This window comes from Caulobacter sp. KR2-114 (genome assembly GCF_049446115.1).
GTDB lineage: Bacteria > Pseudomonadota > Alphaproteobacteria > Caulobacterales > Caulobacteraceae > Acaudatibacter.
On sequence record NZ_JBMSEC010000001.1, the window covers coordinates 772,296 to 787,703 of the forward strand.

15 protein-coding genes are annotated in these 15,408 nt (G+C 73.0%); 12 read left to right on the top strand and 3 right to left on the bottom strand.

What is annotated here, in order from left to right; genetic code table 11:
• The first annotated feature begins 159 nt into the window (after positions 1-159).
• The 4 genes from ACO2Q3_RS03420 to ACO2Q3_RS03435 all read left to right on the top strand — a co-directional run bounded on the left by ACO2Q3_RS03420 (position 160) and on the right by ACO2Q3_RS03435 (position 3,156).
• On the top strand, positions 160-1,134 hold the full coding sequence (locus ACO2Q3_RS03420; RefSeq protein ID WP_423305034.1) for a mitochondrial fission ELM1 family protein: 975 nt from the start codon (positions 160-162) through the stop codon (positions 1,132-1,134).
• The gene (locus ACO2Q3_RS03425; RefSeq protein WP_423305035.1) at positions 1,131-1,850 is read left to right on the top strand and encodes a cytidylyltransferase domain-containing protein; all 720 of its coding nucleotides are present in this window, start codon (positions 1,131-1,133) and stop codon (positions 1,848-1,850) included. Before ACO2Q3_RS03420 ends, ACO2Q3_RS03425 begins: the two co-directional genes overlap by 4 nt.
• A 9-nt stretch (positions 1,851-1,859) precedes the next feature.
• Positions 1,860-2,429 (top strand): UDP-4-amino-4,6-dideoxy-N-acetyl-beta-L-altrosamine N-acetyltransferase, encoded by a 570-nt coding sequence (pseH, locus tag ACO2Q3_RS03430; protein ID WP_423305036.1) that lies wholly within the window; start codon positions 1,860-1,862, stop codon positions 2,427-2,429.
• Positions 2,430-2,499: 70 nt separating this feature from the next.
• Positions 2,500-3,156 (top strand): hypothetical protein, encoded by a 657-nt coding sequence (locus ACO2Q3_RS03435; protein ID WP_423305038.1) that lies wholly within the window; start codon positions 2,500-2,502, stop codon positions 3,154-3,156.
• A 5-nt stretch (positions 3,157-3,161) separates the two neighbouring features.
• Here ACO2Q3_RS03435 and ACO2Q3_RS03440 read toward each other — a convergent pair whose 3' ends face one another.
• Together ACO2Q3_RS03440 and pseG are read right to left on the bottom strand one after the other, a co-directional pair.
• Positions 3,162-4,694 (bottom strand): N,N-dimethylformamidase beta subunit family domain-containing protein, encoded by a 1,533-nt coding sequence (locus tag ACO2Q3_RS03440; protein WP_423305039.1) that lies wholly within the window; start codon positions 4,692-4,694, stop codon positions 3,162-3,164.
• Between the two features lie 34 nt (positions 4,695-4,728).
• Positions 4,729-5,781 carry a UDP-2,4-diacetamido-2,4,6-trideoxy-beta-L-altropyranose hydrolase gene (pseG, locus tag ACO2Q3_RS03445; RefSeq protein WP_423305040.1) on the bottom strand — a complete coding sequence of 351 codons (1,053 nt, stop codon included), beginning with the start codon at positions 5,779-5,781 and terminating at the stop codon, positions 4,729-4,731.
• A gap of 44 nt (positions 5,782-5,825) precedes the next feature.
• Between pseG and trxB the strand changes: the two genes are divergently transcribed.
• Positions 5,826-6,863: a thioredoxin-disulfide reductase gene (gene trxB, locus ACO2Q3_RS03450; protein WP_423305041.1), complete on the top strand. Its 1,038-nt coding sequence runs from the start codon at positions 5,826-5,828 to the stop codon at positions 6,861-6,863.
• Positions 6,860-7,363 (top strand): GNAT family N-acetyltransferase, encoded by a 504-nt coding sequence (locus tag ACO2Q3_RS03455; protein WP_423305042.1) that lies wholly within the window; start codon positions 6,860-6,862, stop codon positions 7,361-7,363. Before trxB ends, ACO2Q3_RS03455 begins: the two co-directional genes overlap by 4 nt.
• A 13-nt stretch (positions 7,364-7,376) precedes the next feature.
• Here the strand turns inward: ACO2Q3_RS03455 and ACO2Q3_RS03460 are convergent, their stop codons facing one another.
• Complete coding sequence (locus tag ACO2Q3_RS03460) at positions 7,377-8,555, bottom strand: cell wall hydrolase (RefSeq protein WP_423305044.1); 1,179 nt, start codon at positions 8,553-8,555, stop codon at positions 7,377-7,379.
• Between the two features lie 313 nt (positions 8,556-8,868).
• On the opposite strand from ACO2Q3_RS03460, the gene ACO2Q3_RS03465 reads away from it, so the two are divergent.
• The 6 genes from ACO2Q3_RS03465 (at position 8,869) to nadC (ending at position 15,231) form a co-directional block, all read left to right on the top strand.
• The gene (locus ACO2Q3_RS03465) at positions 8,869-10,413 is read left to right on the top strand and encodes an acyl-CoA synthetase (protein WP_423305045.1); all 1,545 of its coding nucleotides are present in this window, start codon (positions 8,869-8,871) and stop codon (positions 10,411-10,413) included.
• Between the two features lie 8 nt (positions 10,414-10,421).
• Positions 10,422-10,991: a GNAT family N-acetyltransferase gene (locus ACO2Q3_RS03470; RefSeq protein ID WP_423305046.1), complete on the top strand. Its 570-nt coding sequence runs from the start codon at positions 10,422-10,424 to the stop codon at positions 10,989-10,991.
• A 197-nt stretch (positions 10,992-11,188) separates the two neighbouring features.
• Complete coding sequence (gene nadA, locus ACO2Q3_RS03475; protein WP_423305047.1) at positions 11,189-12,274, top strand: quinolinate synthase NadA; 1,086 nt, start codon at positions 11,189-11,191, stop codon at positions 12,272-12,274.
• Positions 12,252-12,842, top strand: coding sequence for an O-acetyl-ADP-ribose deacetylase (locus tag ACO2Q3_RS03480; protein WP_423305049.1), 591 nt, complete (start codon positions 12,252-12,254; stop codon positions 12,840-12,842). Before nadA ends, ACO2Q3_RS03480 begins: the two co-directional genes overlap by 23 nt.
• A complete protein-coding gene (locus ACO2Q3_RS03485) occupies positions 12,839-14,356 on the top strand; it encodes an L-aspartate oxidase (protein WP_423305050.1) in 1,518 nt (505 codons plus the stop codon). The genes ACO2Q3_RS03480 and ACO2Q3_RS03485 overlap by 4 nt, the downstream gene beginning before the upstream one ends.
• Positions 14,353-15,231 (top strand): carboxylating nicotinate-nucleotide diphosphorylase, encoded by an 879-nt coding sequence (gene nadC, locus ACO2Q3_RS03490; protein ID WP_423305051.1) that lies wholly within the window; start codon positions 14,353-14,355, stop codon positions 15,229-15,231. The genes ACO2Q3_RS03485 and nadC overlap by 4 nt, the downstream gene beginning before the upstream one ends.
• The last annotated feature ends 177 nt before the right edge of the window (positions 15,232-15,408 follow it).

Sequence of the window (15,408 nt, forward strand, 5' to 3'; positions counted from 1 at the left end):
GCTGCGCCCGGCCAGCCCTACAGCGGCGATCGGCGTGCGCCCCTTAAGTCGTGGCCGCCGCGGCCCCATATGCACGCGCACGACCGGGGCGCCATACTGGCCCTCGATGAGCCGTACGAGTCCGCCCGCCGTGAACGCGCCCACCCCCAGACCGCAGGCATGACGGGCAGGCCGCTGATCATCTGGGCGGTGTCGGACGGCCGGGCCGGGATCGAGGCGCAGGCGCTGGGCCTCGCGGAGGCCGTCGCCCACCATGTGCCCGCCTTGCTCAGCGCCAAGCATGTCGCCTGGCGCGGGCCCGCCGCCTGGCTGCCGCCGCGCCTGCATCCCGCGTCGAAGGCCTGGCTCCAGGACCCTTCGCTTGTCGGGCCGCCCTGGCCGGATCTCTGGATCGCCGCCGGCCGCGCCAGCGTCCCTTTGTCGATGCATGTGCGCCGGCGCTCGGGCGGGCGCACCTTTGTCGTGCAGCTGCAGGATCCCAGGGCGCCGCTGGACCGCTTCGACCTGGTCGTGCCGCCCGAACACGACGGCCTCGCCGGCGCGAACGTCTTCCCGATCCTCGGCGCGCCGACCCGCATCACCCTGGAGAAGCTCGGCGGCAAGGCCCACGCCTTCGCCGAGGCCCTGGCCCCGCTGCCCCACCCCCGGGTCGCCGTGCTGATCGGCGGCAAGTCCAGGGCGCACGATCTGACGCCCGCCCGCGCGAGATCCATGACCACCGAGGTTGCCGAGGCCGTGTCGCACGCCGGAGGGTCGGTCATGGTCACCTTCTCGCGACGCACCCCGGCGCCGGCCCGCGCCATCCTGGCCGAGGCCTGGGCCCGCCTGCCCGGCATGATCTGGGACGGCCAGGGCCCCAACCCCTATCTCGCCTTCCTGGCCGCCGCAGACGCCTTGCTGGTCACCGAAGACTCCACCAACCTGGCCATCGACGCCGGGGCCACCGGCAAGCCGGTGCACGTGCTGACCATGGATGGACACTCGCCGAAGTTCGACCGCTTCCACGCCGCCCTGCGCGTCCGCGGCGTCGCGCGGCCGTTCGCCGGCCGGCTGGAAAGCTGGACCTACGAACCCCTCGACGAGACGGAACGGGCGGCGCGCGAGGTGCTGCGACGCATGGGCGCCGACGGATGATCCTCGCCATCCTGCAGGCCCGGATGACCTCGTCGCGCCTGCCCGGCAAGGTGCTCATGCCGCTGGCCGGCGCGCCGATGATCGTGCGCCAGATCGAGCGCGTGTCACGCGCCCGGCGCATCGACCGCCTGGTGGTCGCCACCAGCGTCGACGCCAGCGACGATCCCCTGGTCGAGGCCGTGCGCCGCGAAGGCGTCGCCGTGTTCCGCGGCCCCCTGGAGGACGTGCAGGCGCGGTTTCTGGGGGCGCTGGACGCCCATGGGCCCGCCGACTACGTCGTGCGCCTGACCGGCGACTGCCCGCTGGCCGACCCGCAGGTGATCGACGCCACCATCGACAAGGTGGTCAGCGCCGGGGCCGACTACGGCTCCAACACCCCGCCGCACCGCACCTATCCCAAGGGGCTGGACGTGGAGGTGATGACCGCTGCGGCCCTGCGCGCGGCGGCCGAGCGCGCCACCACGCCCGAGGAGCACGAGCACGTCACCTGGACCCTGCACCGCCGCCCCGACCTCTATCGCCACGCCTTCCTGAGCCAGGGGCCGGAGGAGGGCGACGTGCGCTGGACCGTGGATTTCCCGCACGACTACGCCTTCGTCGCGGCGGTGTACGACGCCCTCTATCCGGCGAACGCGGCCTTCACCTCCGACGACGTGCGCGCCCTGGTGCGCGGCCGCGAGGACCTGGCGCATTACGGCGGCGAGCGGCGGGTGTAGGCTGGCGGCATGGCCAACTCGCCGAAAGCCGCGCTGCGCGACCTCACCCCTGCCGACAAGGATCGTATCCTGGCCTGGCGCAACTCGCCGGAGGTGCGGGCGTACATGTACACCGACCACGTCATCGCCCCGGCGGAGCATGCCCGGTGGTGGGCCTCGATCCCCGGCGACCCCCGGCGTCAGTACTGGATCATCGAGGCGAACGGCGTCCCGGTGGGCCTGGCCAACCTCTACGACATCGACCGCAACCGCCGGCAATGCGCCTGGGCCTATTATCTGGCCGACCCCTCGGTGCGCGGCATGGGCCTGGGTTCCTACGTGGAGTTCTGGATGCTGCAGCGGGTGTTCGAGACCGAGGGCCTGCACAAGCTGTGGTGCGAAGTTCTGGCTTCCAACGAGCCGGTGTGGCGCCTGCACGAGACCTTCGGTTTCCGTCAGGAGGCGCGGTTCCGCGACTTCGTGCAGAAGGACGGCCTCTGGCAGGACGTGCTGGGCCTCGGCATCCTCGAGGCCGAATGGCGCGAACGCCGCCCGGCGATGGCCGACCGGCTGCGGAGCAAGGGATTCGAGGTTCCCTAGCAGACCGCGCCGCTCTGGCGCCGGGCGGCGCTCAAGCGCTACCCTGGCCTGGGAGTCATCGGGGGAACGCATGCTCTACGCCATCCTGGCCGCCGCCGCGATCGCCGCCGCCGCGCCGCCACCACCGGCCGCCGCCCCGCACTGGCTCTGTCAGGGCAAGGCGAAGGGGCTGAACGGCGCCGAGGTGACGGCGAACTGGACGGTGGACGACAGCAAGACGGTGCTCGAGCGCAGGCTGGTGTGGACCCCGCCGCAGACATCGCAGCACAGCCTGCCGGGCTACAGCGGCAACCCCTATCTCAGCGTGCTGTACGACACGCCGGACGGCCCGCCGGCGGCGGTGCGCGCGATCGTCATCGGCCGCGACGGTCCGGGGCCTCTGGCCGGCGCCAACGTCAGCCTGGCCCTGAAGGGCGGCCAGAGCTGGTCGGCCCGGGTGATCCCGCTTCCCGGCCCTGACCTGTCGGTCGGCGGCCTGACGCTTCGCAACGCCTGGCTGGCCAATACCCACTGGTCGGGCGCCGCGGCGCACCTGGATCTGCTGCAGGCGACGCCCGGCGCTCACGAGGTGACCGTGACGCTCGCCAGCGCGAACGGCGAATTCCTGGCCTGGATCACCAGCGACCTGTCGGCCGGCGGCGACCGCGACCGCCTGTTCCACGACGCCATCGCAGCCGCCGACGCCCTGGCGGCCAACCCCCAGAGCTGCCGCAAGGCGCCGGCCTGAGGCGCTCAGAGCGCCCCAAACCGTCTCAGCACGTTGAGAGTGATCGCCTTCAGATGCGGGTCGCCGGCCGCCAGGCCATAGGCCCATTCGGTGGTCCCGGCGTTGAACACCTCGCCCCGGCCGCGATGGAACGAGGCCATCACCGCGTGCCCGCGCAGCAGGCGCGACTGGGCCGCAGCACTGTCGTCGCCGAACGCCACCCGGGCCGCCTGGGTGAAGTCCTCCGGCGGCAGCACCGGCCGGTAGCCCTTGGTGCGGTCCTCGCCGAAGCTGACCGGGGCGATGGCGATGATCTGCAGAGCCTCGGGCACGCCCAGCCTGGGCACGGCCTTGGGCAGGCCGTCCTCGCCGAAGGTCATCAGGCAGCCGTCGTTCTCGTAGGCCAGCAGCGGCGTGGCCAGGCCCAGGGCGTCGCCGTACCAGACGTCCGCGCCGGCAAGCGCCCAGTGGCTGTCGTCATAGACCGTGTAGGCGCCCGAGCCATTGGCCGCGCACATGCCCAGGCGATGATAGCCGCCATAGAGGAAGGTCAGGCCGGTGAGCTGCGCCTCGGGGCGGGCGAAGTTGGGATGCGACCACATGTGCGTGCCGTTCGCGCCCGCGCCCGGCTCGGCCGTCTCGCCCTTCCACTTGTGCGCCACCAGCGTGCGGCCGCCATCCTCCCAGCGCACCTTCCAGTAGCAGGTGTTGCCCGAGAAGATCGCCAGCCGCCCGCCGCCGTCGACGAAGGCCTCCACCGCGTCGCGCTGCGGCGCCGACCAGTACTCGCTGTGCCCCACCGCCAGCATGCAGGCGTAGGGCGCCAGCACTTGGGGCCCGGCCTCCAGGTCGAAGTCGGTGAAATAGTCGAGCGCGATCCCCTCGCCTTCCGCCCAGGCGACGAACAGATGCTCCCACTTGTTGAGGAAGCCGGCAGCGCCGTCATAGGGCGACAGGCCGTGCTCGCGCCAGAACGCCGGCTTGTCGGTGCGCGGCCGCTCGCCGAACGCCCGCACGCCCTCGTTCATCAGCCGCGGGCCGCCGGGCGGCATGGCGACGATGTTCTGGGCGAACGGTCGCTGGGCGGAGAGCACGCCGATCGCGCCCTCCATGCACTCCGGCAGCGTCCCCTGCCGCGCCAGCAGCCGGGTGACGTCGCAATAGGAGTTGGCCCCGCCCCACCAGTTGTAGGCGTGGTAGGTGTTGGTCGACAGCACCAGCGCCGCCCTGGCGCGCGGCCCGTCCGGCTTCGGCTTCACCACCAGGACGTGGTGGGTGCTCTCGCCCGCGCCGTTGCGCAGCACCAGGTCGTAGTAGCCGGAGCGCCAGTCCGCCCCCACCGGGAAGGTCAGCGCCTCAGGCCAGCTGCAGCCATCGCGGTCGGCGTTCGGCGGGGTCGGCGCATCGATGACGCCCGGGACGGCCAGGTCGGCCACCACCTCGCGCGCCGCCCCCACGCGGGCGATCTCGAGCCGGCAGTCCGGGTCGGTCGAGCTGGCGAACAGCCGCACGGTCTCGCCCGGACAGGCGCTGAGGGCGTCGGTGTAGCAGGCGATCAAGGCGGGCTCCTCGTTTGGGACGCGATGGCGGCGTTCAGGCCAGGGCCAGGATGGCCACGGCTGCGCGCTCGGCGCCGCGACCGTCGCACAGCTCGCTGGACCTTGTCGTCAGGCTCCAGCGCAGATCGGGCTCGCCGGTGAGGCGCGACCAAGCGGCGACCAGGGCCGCCTCGAACCCGGGCGCCCGGGCGTCCAGCGCCAGGGTCAGGCCGGCCGCCGCCAGCGCCTGCGCCATCGGCGCCTGGTTCTCGGCCAAGACGACGGTGGCCGTGGGCAGTCCGACGGTCGCGCGCTCCCAGACGCTGGAGCCGCCGGCGCCGATGGCGAGGTCGGCGGTGGCCGTCAGGGCGGCCATGTCCGTGCTGTCCACGTGCAGCCGGATGCGGCGGTCCTGCCCGGCCAGCGCATTCAGCGCCTCCAGGCTGGGCGCGCCGGAGCCCAGCACCACGTCCAGCCGCACCTCCCCCAGGACCGGGGCCAAGGCCTCGACCACCCGCAACGTGACCCCGCCCACGTCGGTCAGCCCCAGCGCCACCAGCGCCCGCGCCGGAGGCTCGTGCCGCGCCCGGCGGCTGAGGCTGCGCGGCCGGGCCGCCGCGAACGCCGGGCGCACGAGGGCGAAGTCAGGGCCGGTCAGCACCTCGCAGCCCGCCGCGACCAGGCCGGCATAGTCCTCGCGCCGGCGCCCGAAGCCGGGGTCAAGCAGCAGGGCGCAGGCATGCGGCCGGTCCGCCAGGTCGTCGATCACCACCACCCGGCGCGCGCCCCCTCCGCTCAGCGCCGTCTCCTCGGCCGCGCCCGCGCGGTAGTGGTCGACCACCACCACGTCCGGCTGGAAGCTCGCGGCGAAGTCCTGGCCCCAGCGCACCAGGCCCGGCAGGTCCTCGGTGTTGGACATGGCCAGCACCGGCCCGGCTGGCCAGCCGAAGCGCCGCAGCACCCCCGCCGCCGCCCGGCTCTCCACGAAGGCGCATTCCGCCCCCCGCTCGCCCAGCGCGCGCGCCAGGGTCAGGCAACGCATGACGTGGCCGCCGCCGACCTGCGGCCCGGCGTCGGCGAAGAACAGGATACGGGGACCAGCGGGCATGGATACGGGTCGCACTCCACGGAATCTTCGCTACATACATACCCATGAGCCAAGACGCCTCCCAACCCGCAGAAACGTCCCCCGAAGGGGCCCGTTCGGTTCGCTGCCTGATCGTCGGCGCGGGCCCCGCCGGCTACACCGCCGCCATCTACGCCGCGCGCGCCCTGCTGCAGCCGGTGCTGATCGCCGGCCTGACCCCCGGCGGCCAGCTGACCATCACCACCGACGTGGAGAACTACCCGGGCTTCGCCGACGTCATCCAGGGTCCCTGGCTGATGGAGCAGATGAAGGCCCAGGCCGAACATGTGGGCACGCAAATCGTCGACGACATCGTCATGTCGGCCGACCTGTCGCAGCGGCCGTTCCGCCTGACCACCGACAGCGGACAGGTGTGGCTGGCCGAGACCCTGATCATCGCCACCGGCGCCCAGGCCAAGTGGCTGGGCCTCCCCAGCGAGCAGAAATTCCAGGGCTTCGGCGTCTCGGCCTGCGCCACCTGCGACGGCTTCTTCTACCGCGGCAAGGAGGTCGTGGTGGTGGGCGGCGGCAACACGGCGGTGGAGGAGGCGCTGTTCCTCACCAACTTCGCCTCCAAGGTCACCCTGGTGCACCGCCGCGACGAACTGCGCTCCGAGCGCATCCTGCAGGAGCGCCTGTTCGCCCATCCCAAGGTCGAGGTGGTGTGGAACACCGCCATCGCCGAGGTGGTCGGCCAGAGCGACCCGATGGGCGTCACCGGCGTCGTGCTGCAGGACGTCAAGAGCGGCGAGACCCGCACCCTGGCCTGCGACGGCGTGTTCGTCGCCATCGGCCACGCGCCCGCCTCGCAGCTATTCAAGGGTCAGCTGAAGATGGACGAGCACGGCTATCTGCACGTCCGCGCCGGAACGACCGCCACCGATATCGACGGCGTGTTCGCGGCCGGCGACGTCACCGACGACGTCTATCGCCAGGCGGTGACCGCGGCGGGCATGGGCTGCATGGCGGCGCTGGAGGCGGTGCGCTTCCTGGCCGAGCGCGACCACGAGGCGGCGCACAAGCCGATGACCCACCGCGACGCCGAGAAAATCGGCGTCTGGTGATCATCCGTCCCGCCACGCCCGGCGACTACGCCGCGATCCGGCCGCTGGTGCAGGCCGCCTTCGCCACCGCCGATCACGCCAGCGGGACGGAGGCCGACATCGTCGAGGGCGTGCGCGCCGAGGGCGCCGTGCTGGCCGAGCTGGTGGCCGAGGACGCGGGCGAGATCGTTGGCCACGCGCTGTTCTCGCGCATGACCTGCGATCCAAAGGAGCGGTTCTTCGCCGCCCTGGGCCCGATCGCCGCCGCGCCGGAGCGCCAGAAGGCCGGGATCGGCTCAGCCCTGCTGCGGGCCGGTGTCGAGATCTGCCGCGCGGCCGGCGCGGAGGCGGTCGTGCTGCTGGGTCACGTCAGCTACTACCCGCGGTTCGGCTTCTCGTCGGAAGCGGCGCGGGTGATCGCCTCGCCGTTCGCCGGCCTGGACGCCTTCATGGCCCTGGCGCTGACGCCCGGCGCGCTGGAGGCGCCGGTGAAGGCGGACTACCCCGCCGCCTTCGGCTAGCGCGGGCCTCCCCTCACTCGCCCTTCGGCGTCGCCGTGGGACTTCGCTCCGGCGACGCCTTCGCCTTCGCGTCCGCTGGCCTAGCTGCGGGCGGCGGCGGGGTGACCACCGGTGGCGCGGGCGTCGCGGCGCTGGTCGCGGGGGCGGCGTGCCCGGTCTCGTAGGCGGCCAGGGCGGCGTTGATCCGGGCGATCTCCTCCCGGGTCGGCAGACGGCGGCCGCCGACCATCTGCCCCGGAACGGCGTGCGGCGGCTCCGCGGCGGCGGTGGGGTCGATGGCGGGCCCGGCCGGCGCCAGTCCGGCCTCGGCGGCGGCCTTGGCGGCGGCGAGCGTCTCGGCGCTGGGTCCCTGCATCGACACCTCCAGTTCGCGCCCGGAGTACGGCCCGACGAACGCGCCCGGCCGGCCGAGGGGTCCGGGCAGGCGATAGAAGATGTGCGCCCCGATCTGGGTCAGCTTGACCAGCGTCGGCCCCCAGCGCGGGAAGACGTAGTCGGCGTGGTAGTGGGTCGCCGTCCCCACCAGGGGCATGACGAAGCCGGACACCGCCTGTTCGGCCACCGCATGCGCCCGCTTCCAGACGTCCGGCTCCGGCGCGCGGTCGCGCGACCCGTCGCAGGTGAACGAGAACTGGCAGCCGGTGATCTGCTGCGAGCCCTGGTAGACCACGCCGCAGATGGTCTTCGGGAAGGCCGGGTGGCGCATGCGGTTGAGGATCACCTGCGCCACGGCCTCCTGGCCCTCGGTCGGCTCAAGACCGGCCTCGTAGTAGATCGCCTGCGTCAGGCACAGGAGCGCGCGGTCGCGCTGCGGCCCCAGGGCCCTGAGGTAGAAGGGCTGCGCCGGCGTCGGCGTTTCCAGCTGGAACGGCATCAGGCTGTTCAGCCGCCGCGCGTCGTCCTGGGTGATCACCCCGAAGTCGAGGTGCGGCGGGGTGGCGATATCCAGGGCGGCCCAGGCGGGTGGCCGACCCCACAGATCGGCGTGGCGTCCGGGCTCTACCCTGTGGGCAAGGGCGATCATCGCCGGAGACATGTCCGCCTGCAGCCGTCGCTCGCCTGCCGGTGAAAGCTCTCCCGCGCGCGCCCAGAGCGCCCGCACCTGCGGCGAGACCTCGACGCCGGTGGTCAGGCACCCGGTCAGCAGCGTCGCCGCCAACAGGGCCGGGAGGGTGCGGGCGATACGGGGCAAGTCGGGCGTTCGGGTCCGGCGGGTTGGAGGAACGCGCCCGGACAGCGGGCGCGACGCAAGGCCGTTCTGGCCCGGCTTGGCCTGCCGCGTCCATGAAACTTCGGTCAGAAACCTTGACCATGCGGCGGCTGCTGAACGCGGAGCGGCCGGTTCCGTTGCGCTGGACCACGGCCGGCGGCTCCATCAGCCATGCCTGCGCCCGGCGGATCGCGAGGTTGAGTGCCGTGGCGGCAGGAGGCCGAGGCTCCGGGCAAGACCACAGGCATGTGGCGACGAGCACCAAGGGAGGCGCCCCCGTTGCGGGGCGAAGCGCATGGGCGTGATTTCCAGCGGCGAGCGCCGCCTGACCACCGCACAGCTGCTTGAGCGCGCCGCCCAGGCCGCCAGCGGCTTCATCGCCGAGGGCGTGGCGCCGGGCGACACCGTGGCGCTCTACCTGCGCAACGACCTGGCCTATTTCGAGGCCAGCTTCGGCGCCGGCCAGGCGGGCGCCTTTCCGGTGGCGGTCAACTGGCACTACACCGAGGACGAGGCGCGCTATCTGTTCAACGACTGCGGCGCCCGGGTGGTGGTGATCCACGCCGACCTGCTGACCGAGGCCATCCGCCGGGCGATCCCCGCCGGGGTAAAGGTGCTGGCGGTCCCGACGCCGCCGGAAGTGGCCGCCGCCTATGGCCTGGATCCCGCCGCCTGCGTCCTGCCCGCCGGAGCGACGGACTGGAACGCCTGGATCGAGGGCTTCGCGCCGCTGGACGAGGCGACGCCGCGCGCCCAGGGCTCGACGATCATCTACACCTCCGGCACCACCGGCCGGCCGAAGGGTGTGCGCCGCCCGCCGTCGAGCCCCGAGCAGATGGCGATCAGCGGCGGCATCCTGCGCCGCTGCTACGGCTTCGACCTCGCGCCGCCGGAAGAGATCACCACCGTCACGGTCGGACCCCTCTACCACGCCGCGCCCAACGCCCACGGCCAGATGGCGGCGCGCATGGGGGCCAACCTGGTCCTGATGCCGCGCTTCGACGCCGAGGAGCTGCTGCGGCTGATCGAGACCCGCACGGTCACCAACCTGAACATGGCGCCGATCATGTTCACCCGGCTGCTGAAGCTGCCGGAGGAGGTGAAGCGCCGCTACGACCTGTCGTCGCTGCGCTTCGTCGCCCACGCCGCCGCGCCCTGCCCGACGCCGGTCAAGCGGGCGATGATCGACTGGTGGGGCGACGTGATCAACGAGTACTACGGCTCCACGGAGATGGGGAACGTCACCTTCATCACCGCCCAGGAGTGGCTGGCGCATCCCGGCTCGGTCGGCCGTCCGTTCGCCGAGGCCGAGGTGCGGGTGATCGGTCCGGACCTCGAGGACGTCGCCGTGCGCGAGGTGGGCGAGGTGGTCTGCCGCATCCGTGGCCTGGTCGACTTCACCTACCACGGCGACGAGGAGAAGCGCCGACGCGCCGAGAAGCGCGGCCTGATCGCCCCGGGCGACATGGGCTATTTCGACGAGGATGGCTTTCTCTACCTGTGCGACCGGGCCAACGACATGATCATCTCCGGCGGGGTGAACATCTATCCGGCGGAGATCGAGGCGGAGCTGTCGCGGCTGGCCGGCGTGGCCGACTGCGCCGTGTTCGGCGTGCCGGACGACGAGTACGGCGAGGCGGTGCACGCGGTGGTCCAGCCGGAGGCCGGCGCCGACCTTTCCGAAGCCGCCGTCCGGGGCTTCCTGCGCGAGCGGATGGCCGGCTACAAGGTGCCCCGCAGCGTCGCCTTCCAGGGGGACCTGCCGCGCGAGGATTCCGGCAAGATCTTCAAACGCAAGCTGCGCGAGCCCTTCTGGGAGGGCCGCGAGCGGCGGATCTGAGGCGGGCCTTGCCCCTGCTGAGCACCGATCGGCTGATCCTCTCGCCGTGGGCGGAGCGGCATCGCGCGCCCTTCGCCGCCCTGCATGCCGACCCGGAGGTGATGGCCGACCTCGGCGGGCCGATCGACGGCGCGGCGGCCGGCGCCAAGCTGGATCGCTACGCGGCGGGCATGCGCGACCATGGCGTCTCGCGATGGGCGATCGAGGACCGCCAGGGCGGCTTTCTCGGCTACGCCGGCGTGATGTGGCGGGACGACGCGACCCACCCGCTCGGCCCACACTTCGAGATCGGCTGGCGGCTGGCCCGCCCCGCCTGGGGTCGCGGCTACGCCAGCGAGGCCGCCCGCGCCGCGCTCGACCACGCCCTGGCCCTGCCGCAGGTGAGGATCGTGTTCTCGTACACCGCGCCGGACAACGGCCGCTCGCAGGCGGTGATGGCTCGGCTGCCGCTGGTGCGCGCGCCTGAGCTGGACTTCGTCGCCGACTATCCCGACGCCGCGTCCTGGCAGGGGCTGGTCTGGCGAACCGCCGGCGCCCGGGGCGTGCAAGACGGGATCGGGCGCGTTTCCCTACCCTAGCGTCAGGCGATCACGATTTCGCTTTTCCGCGTTCGGAGGGGTTTTCCTGGACCGAACACGGGTCTATATCAACGACGTCGCTTTTGCTCACTCTCAGCATAAGTGACGACGCCGAAGGTCGACCAAGCCGGCCCGGCGTCTTTTTTAGGACCTAGAAATGCTCAACTTGAGCAAAAGGGTATCGACAGGAGGACCCCATGGCCGACGGTAATGTCGCCTTCCCCTTCACCCCCGAGGTGGAAGCCGCCACGGCGCCCGTGTGGAAAAAGGTCCGCACCCGGGTCACGCCCTTCGAGTGGCGCGCCCAGGCCCCTCTGATCGCCGAGATCAACCGCCTGAAAAAGCAGAAGAACGCGGTGATCCTGGCGCACAACTACATGACGCCCGAGATCTTCCACGGGGTCGGCGACTTCGTCGGCGACAGCCTGGGGCTGGCCCGCGAGGCGGCGCGCTCGGACGCGAAGATCATCGTCCAGGCCGGCGTGCACTTCATGGCCGAGACCTCCAAGGTGCTGTGCCCGGACAAGACCGTGCTGATCCCCGACCTGCGCGCCGGCTGTTCGCTGGCCGCCTCGATCACCGCCGCCGACGTGCGGCTGATCAAGGCGCGCTATCCGGGCCTGCCGGTGGTCACCTATGTGAACACCACCGCCGAGGTGAAGGCCGAGACCGACGTCTGCTGCACCAGCGCCAACGCGGTGCAGGTGGTGGAGGAAGTCGCCCGCCAGTACGGCGTCGACCGGGTGATCCTGCTGCCGGACGAGTTCCTGGCCCGCAACGTGGCGCGCCAGACCGACATCAAGATCATCGCCTGGCAGGGGCGCTGCGAGGTGCACGAGCAGTTCACCGCCACCGACATCGCCGAACTGCGCGAGGCCTGGCCGGACGCCGAGATCCTGGCCCACCCGGAGTGCCCGACCGAGGTGCTGGAGGCCTCGGACTTCGCCGGCTCGACCGCGGCGATGAGCGACTACGTCACCCAGCGCAAGCCCAAACGGGTGGTGCTGATCACCGAGTGCTCGATGGCCGACAATGTCGCCGGCGACGCCCCGGACACCGAGTTCGTGCGGCCCTGCAACCTGTGCCCGCACATGAAGCGCATCACCCTGGAGAACATCTACGAGGCCCTGCTGCACGGCCGGCATGAGGTGCTGGTCGACGCCGCCGTCGCCGAGCGCGCCCGCGCCGCGGTGCAGCGGATGATCGACCTGCCGCCGCCGGCCCAGCCGGCCCGCTACGACCTGGTCAAGGCGCGCCACCATGTTGACGTCGAGCTCATCTGACCGCCGCGCCGGCGTCGGCGACGTCGCGGTCCTGCCGCGCCTGGAGGTGATCGTCGCCGACATCACCACCCTGGCGGTGGACGCCGTCGTCAACGCCGCCAACTCCAGCCTGCTGGGCGGCGGCGGGGTCGCCGGGGCGATCCATCGCGCCGCCGGGCCGGAACTGGCGCTGGAGTGCCGGCGCCTCGGCGGCTGCAACACCGGCCAGGCGAAGATCACCGGCGCCTATCGCCTGCCGGCCGGCCACGTGATCCATACCGTCGGCCCGGTCTGGAACGGCGGCGGCGCCGGCGAGGCGCGGCTGCTGGCCGACTGCTACCGCAACAGCCTGGCGGTGGCGGCGCAGAACGACTGCCGCAGCGTCGCCTTCCCGGCCATTTCCACCGGCCGCTACCACTATCCGGCCTTCGCCGCCGCCGAGATCGCCGCCCGCGCGGTGCTCGACGCCGTTTCCGTAGACGACGCCTTCGACCGGATCGTCTTCTGCTGTTTCGATCCCACCTCGGCCGACCGGCATCGCCGGGCGCTGGCTGCGCTGGGCATCGCCGTACCCGGAGGTCAGCCATGACCGATCGCTTGAATTTCGACGGCGTGATCGTCGTCGGCGCCGGCCTGGCCGGCCTGTCGGCCGCCCTCGCCGCCGCGCCGCGCCGAGTGCTGCTGCTCAGCGCCGCGCCGCTGAACGAGGCCTGTTCCTCGGCCTGGGCCCAGGGCGGCCTCGCCGTGGCCATGGCCGCCGACGACAGCGCCGCGCTGCACGCCGCCGACACCCTGGCGGCCGGCGCCGGCCTTTGCGAGCCGGGCGCTGTGGACATCCTCACCCGCGAGGGGCCGGCCGCCCTGATCCGCCTGGCCGACCTCGGCGCGCCCTTCGACCGCCGGCCCGACGGCGGCTTCGTGCAGAGCCTGGAGGCGGCGCACACCCGCCCGCGCGTCGCCCGGGTGGGCGGCGACGGCGCCGGGCGCGCCATCATGCTGGCGGTCACCGCCAAGGCCCGCACCAGCGCGCACATCGAGATCCGCGAGCAGGTCCGGGTGCTGGCGCTGCTGCCCGACGCCGCCGGCCGCATCCGCGGCGTGCTGGCGCAGACCGCAGGCCGGCAGGTCGAGATCACCGGCGCCGCCGTGATCCTGGCCACCGGCGGCCTCGGCGGGCTCTACGCCGTCACCACCAACCCCACCGCGGTGCGCGGCGAGGGCCTGGCCCTGGCCGCCCTGGCCGGCGCCGAGATCGTCGACCCCGAGTTCGTGCAGTTCCACCCCACGGCCATCGACGTCGGCGCCGACCCCGCGCCGCTGGCCACCGAGGCGCTGCGCGGCGAAGGCGCGATCCTGGTCGACCGCGAGGGTCGGCCGTTCATGGCCGGCTATCATCCCGCCGCCGAGCTCGCGCCCCGCGACGTGGTGGCCCGGGCGATCGAGACCGAGCGGCGCGCCGGCCGCGGCGCCTTCCTCGACGCCCGCCAGGCCATCGGCGAGCATTTCCCGCAGGAGTTCCCGGCCGTATTCGCCGCCTGCATGGCCGCCGGCCTCGACCCGCGCCGCCAGCCGATCCCCGTCGCCGCCGCGGCCCACTACCACATGGGCGGGGTCGGGACCGACGCCGACGGCCGCGCCAGCCTGCCCGGCCTGTTCGCCGCCGGCGAATGCGCCTCCACCGGCGTGCACGGCGCCAACCGCCTGGCCTCCAACTCGCTGCTGGAGGCGGCGGTGTTCGGGACCCGCGCCGGCGCCGCGGCCCGCGACGAGGCCGCGCCCGCCACCGCGCCGCTGCGCGCCTGGGCCGCGCCGGACCTGCCGCCTGCCGCCCTCGCCGCCCTGCGCGCCGGCATGAGCCGCGATTGCGGGGTGGTGCGCGACGCCGCCGGCCTCGGCAACCTGATCGGCTGGCTGGACGCCCTGGACGCCGCCCATGGCCGCGCCCTGCCGCTGGTCGCCGCCCGCCTGGTGGCGGAAGCCGCCCTCGCCCGCCGGGAAAGCCGCGGCGGCCACTTCCGCGCCGACTTCCCGCAGACGGACGCCGAAGGCCGGCACACCCGCATCGTCCGCAAGGCCCGCCAGCTGCAGGAAGAGGCCGCATGAACGCCCCCACCGCCGGCCACGCCGTCGCCGACCTCGCCCCTCTGCCCGACACCCTGATCGAGCCGATCGTCCGCGCGGCCCTGGCCGAGGATCTCGGCCGGGCCGGCGACATCACGTCCGAGGCCTGCATTCCGGCCGACGCGCGCTTCGCCGCCCGGTTCGCCGCCCGCGCCGGCGGCGTGGTCGCCGGGACGGACTGCGCCCGCCTGGCCCTGGCCGCGCTGGATCCGACCGCCCGCCTCGAGGCCCTGATCGCCGACGGCTCCACGGTGCAGCCAGGGACGGTGATCGCCCGCGCCGAGGCCAACGCCCGCGCCTTCCTGTCGGCCGAGCGCGTGGCGCTGAACCTGATGGGCCGCATGAGCGGTATCGCCACCCTGACCGCCGCCTATGTCGCCGAGACCGCCGGGACGCGGGCGCGGATCATCGACACGCGCAAGACCACGCCCGGCCTGCGCGCGCTGGAGAAGTACGCCGTGCGCTGCGGCGGCGGGGCCAACCACCGCTTCGGCCTGGATGACGCCATCCTGATCAAGGACAACCATGTCGCCGCCTGCGGCGGCGTCGGCCCCGCCCTGGTGCGGGCCAAGGCGCGCGCCGGCCACATGGTCAAGATCGAGGTCGAGGTCGACAGCCTGGATCAGCTGGCCGAGGCGCTGGCGCACGCGCCCGACGTGATCATGCTGGACAACTTCGCCCTGGACGACCTGCGCCGCGCCGTGGACCTGGTCGCCGGCCGCGCGGTGCTGGAAGCCTCCGGCGGCGTCAGCCTCGCCACCGTCCGCGCCATCGCCGAGACCGGCGTCGACCTGATCAGCGTCGGCGCCCTCACCCACTCCGCGCCCAACTTCGACATCGGCCTGGACGCGGACTAGGGCGGCGGCCCGTGTCCCATTGCAAAGGCCAAACGAGCATTGCTGGCCATGGCCTGACCGGAGCTGGTGCTGAACATCGCGTATGGGGCGCACCGGCCCGCTTTCGGACGGTCCCGGCGTTCGGACGCAACCACCCCCGATAGGCTGAAGGCTTTGCGAATTCGCCGCGATGGCATG

Excerpts from the sequence above, each read along its gene's own strand:
- ACO2Q3_RS03420 (WP_423305034.1), top strand. The coding sequence starts at position 160 with ATGACGGGCAGGCCGCTGATCATCTGGGCGGTGTCGGACGGCCGGGCC.
- ACO2Q3_RS03425 (WP_423305035.1), top strand. The coding sequence starts at position 1,131 with ATGATCCTCGCCATCCTGCAGGCCCGGATGACCTCGTCGCGCCTGCCC.
- pseH (WP_423305036.1), top strand. The coding sequence starts at position 1,860 with ATGGCCAACTCGCCGAAAGCCGCGCTGCGCGACCTCACCCCTGCCGAC.
- ACO2Q3_RS03435 (WP_423305038.1), top strand. The coding sequence starts at position 2,500 with ATGCTCTACGCCATCCTGGCCGCCGCCGCGATCGCCGCCGCCGCGCCG.
- pseG (WP_423305040.1), bottom strand. The coding sequence starts at position 5,781 with ATGCCCGCTGGTCCCCGTATCCTGTTCTTCGCCGACGCCGGGCCGCAG.
- trxB (WP_423305041.1), top strand. The coding sequence starts at position 5,826 with ATGAGCCAAGACGCCTCCCAACCCGCAGAAACGTCCCCCGAAGGGGCC.
- ACO2Q3_RS03465 (WP_423305045.1), top strand. The coding sequence starts at position 8,869 with ATGGGCGTGATTTCCAGCGGCGAGCGCCGCCTGACCACCGCACAGCTG.
- nadA (WP_423305047.1), top strand. The coding sequence starts at position 11,189 with ATGGCCGACGGTAATGTCGCCTTCCCCTTCACCCCCGAGGTGGAAGCC.
- ACO2Q3_RS03480 (WP_423305049.1), top strand. The coding sequence starts at position 12,252 with ATGTTGACGTCGAGCTCATCTGACCGCCGCGCCGGCGTCGGCGACGTC.
- ACO2Q3_RS03485 (WP_423305050.1), top strand. The coding sequence starts at position 12,839 with ATGACCGATCGCTTGAATTTCGACGGCGTGATCGTCGTCGGCGCCGGC.
- nadC (WP_423305051.1), top strand. The coding sequence starts at position 14,353 with ATGAACGCCCCCACCGCCGGCCACGCCGTCGCCGACCTCGCCCCTCTG.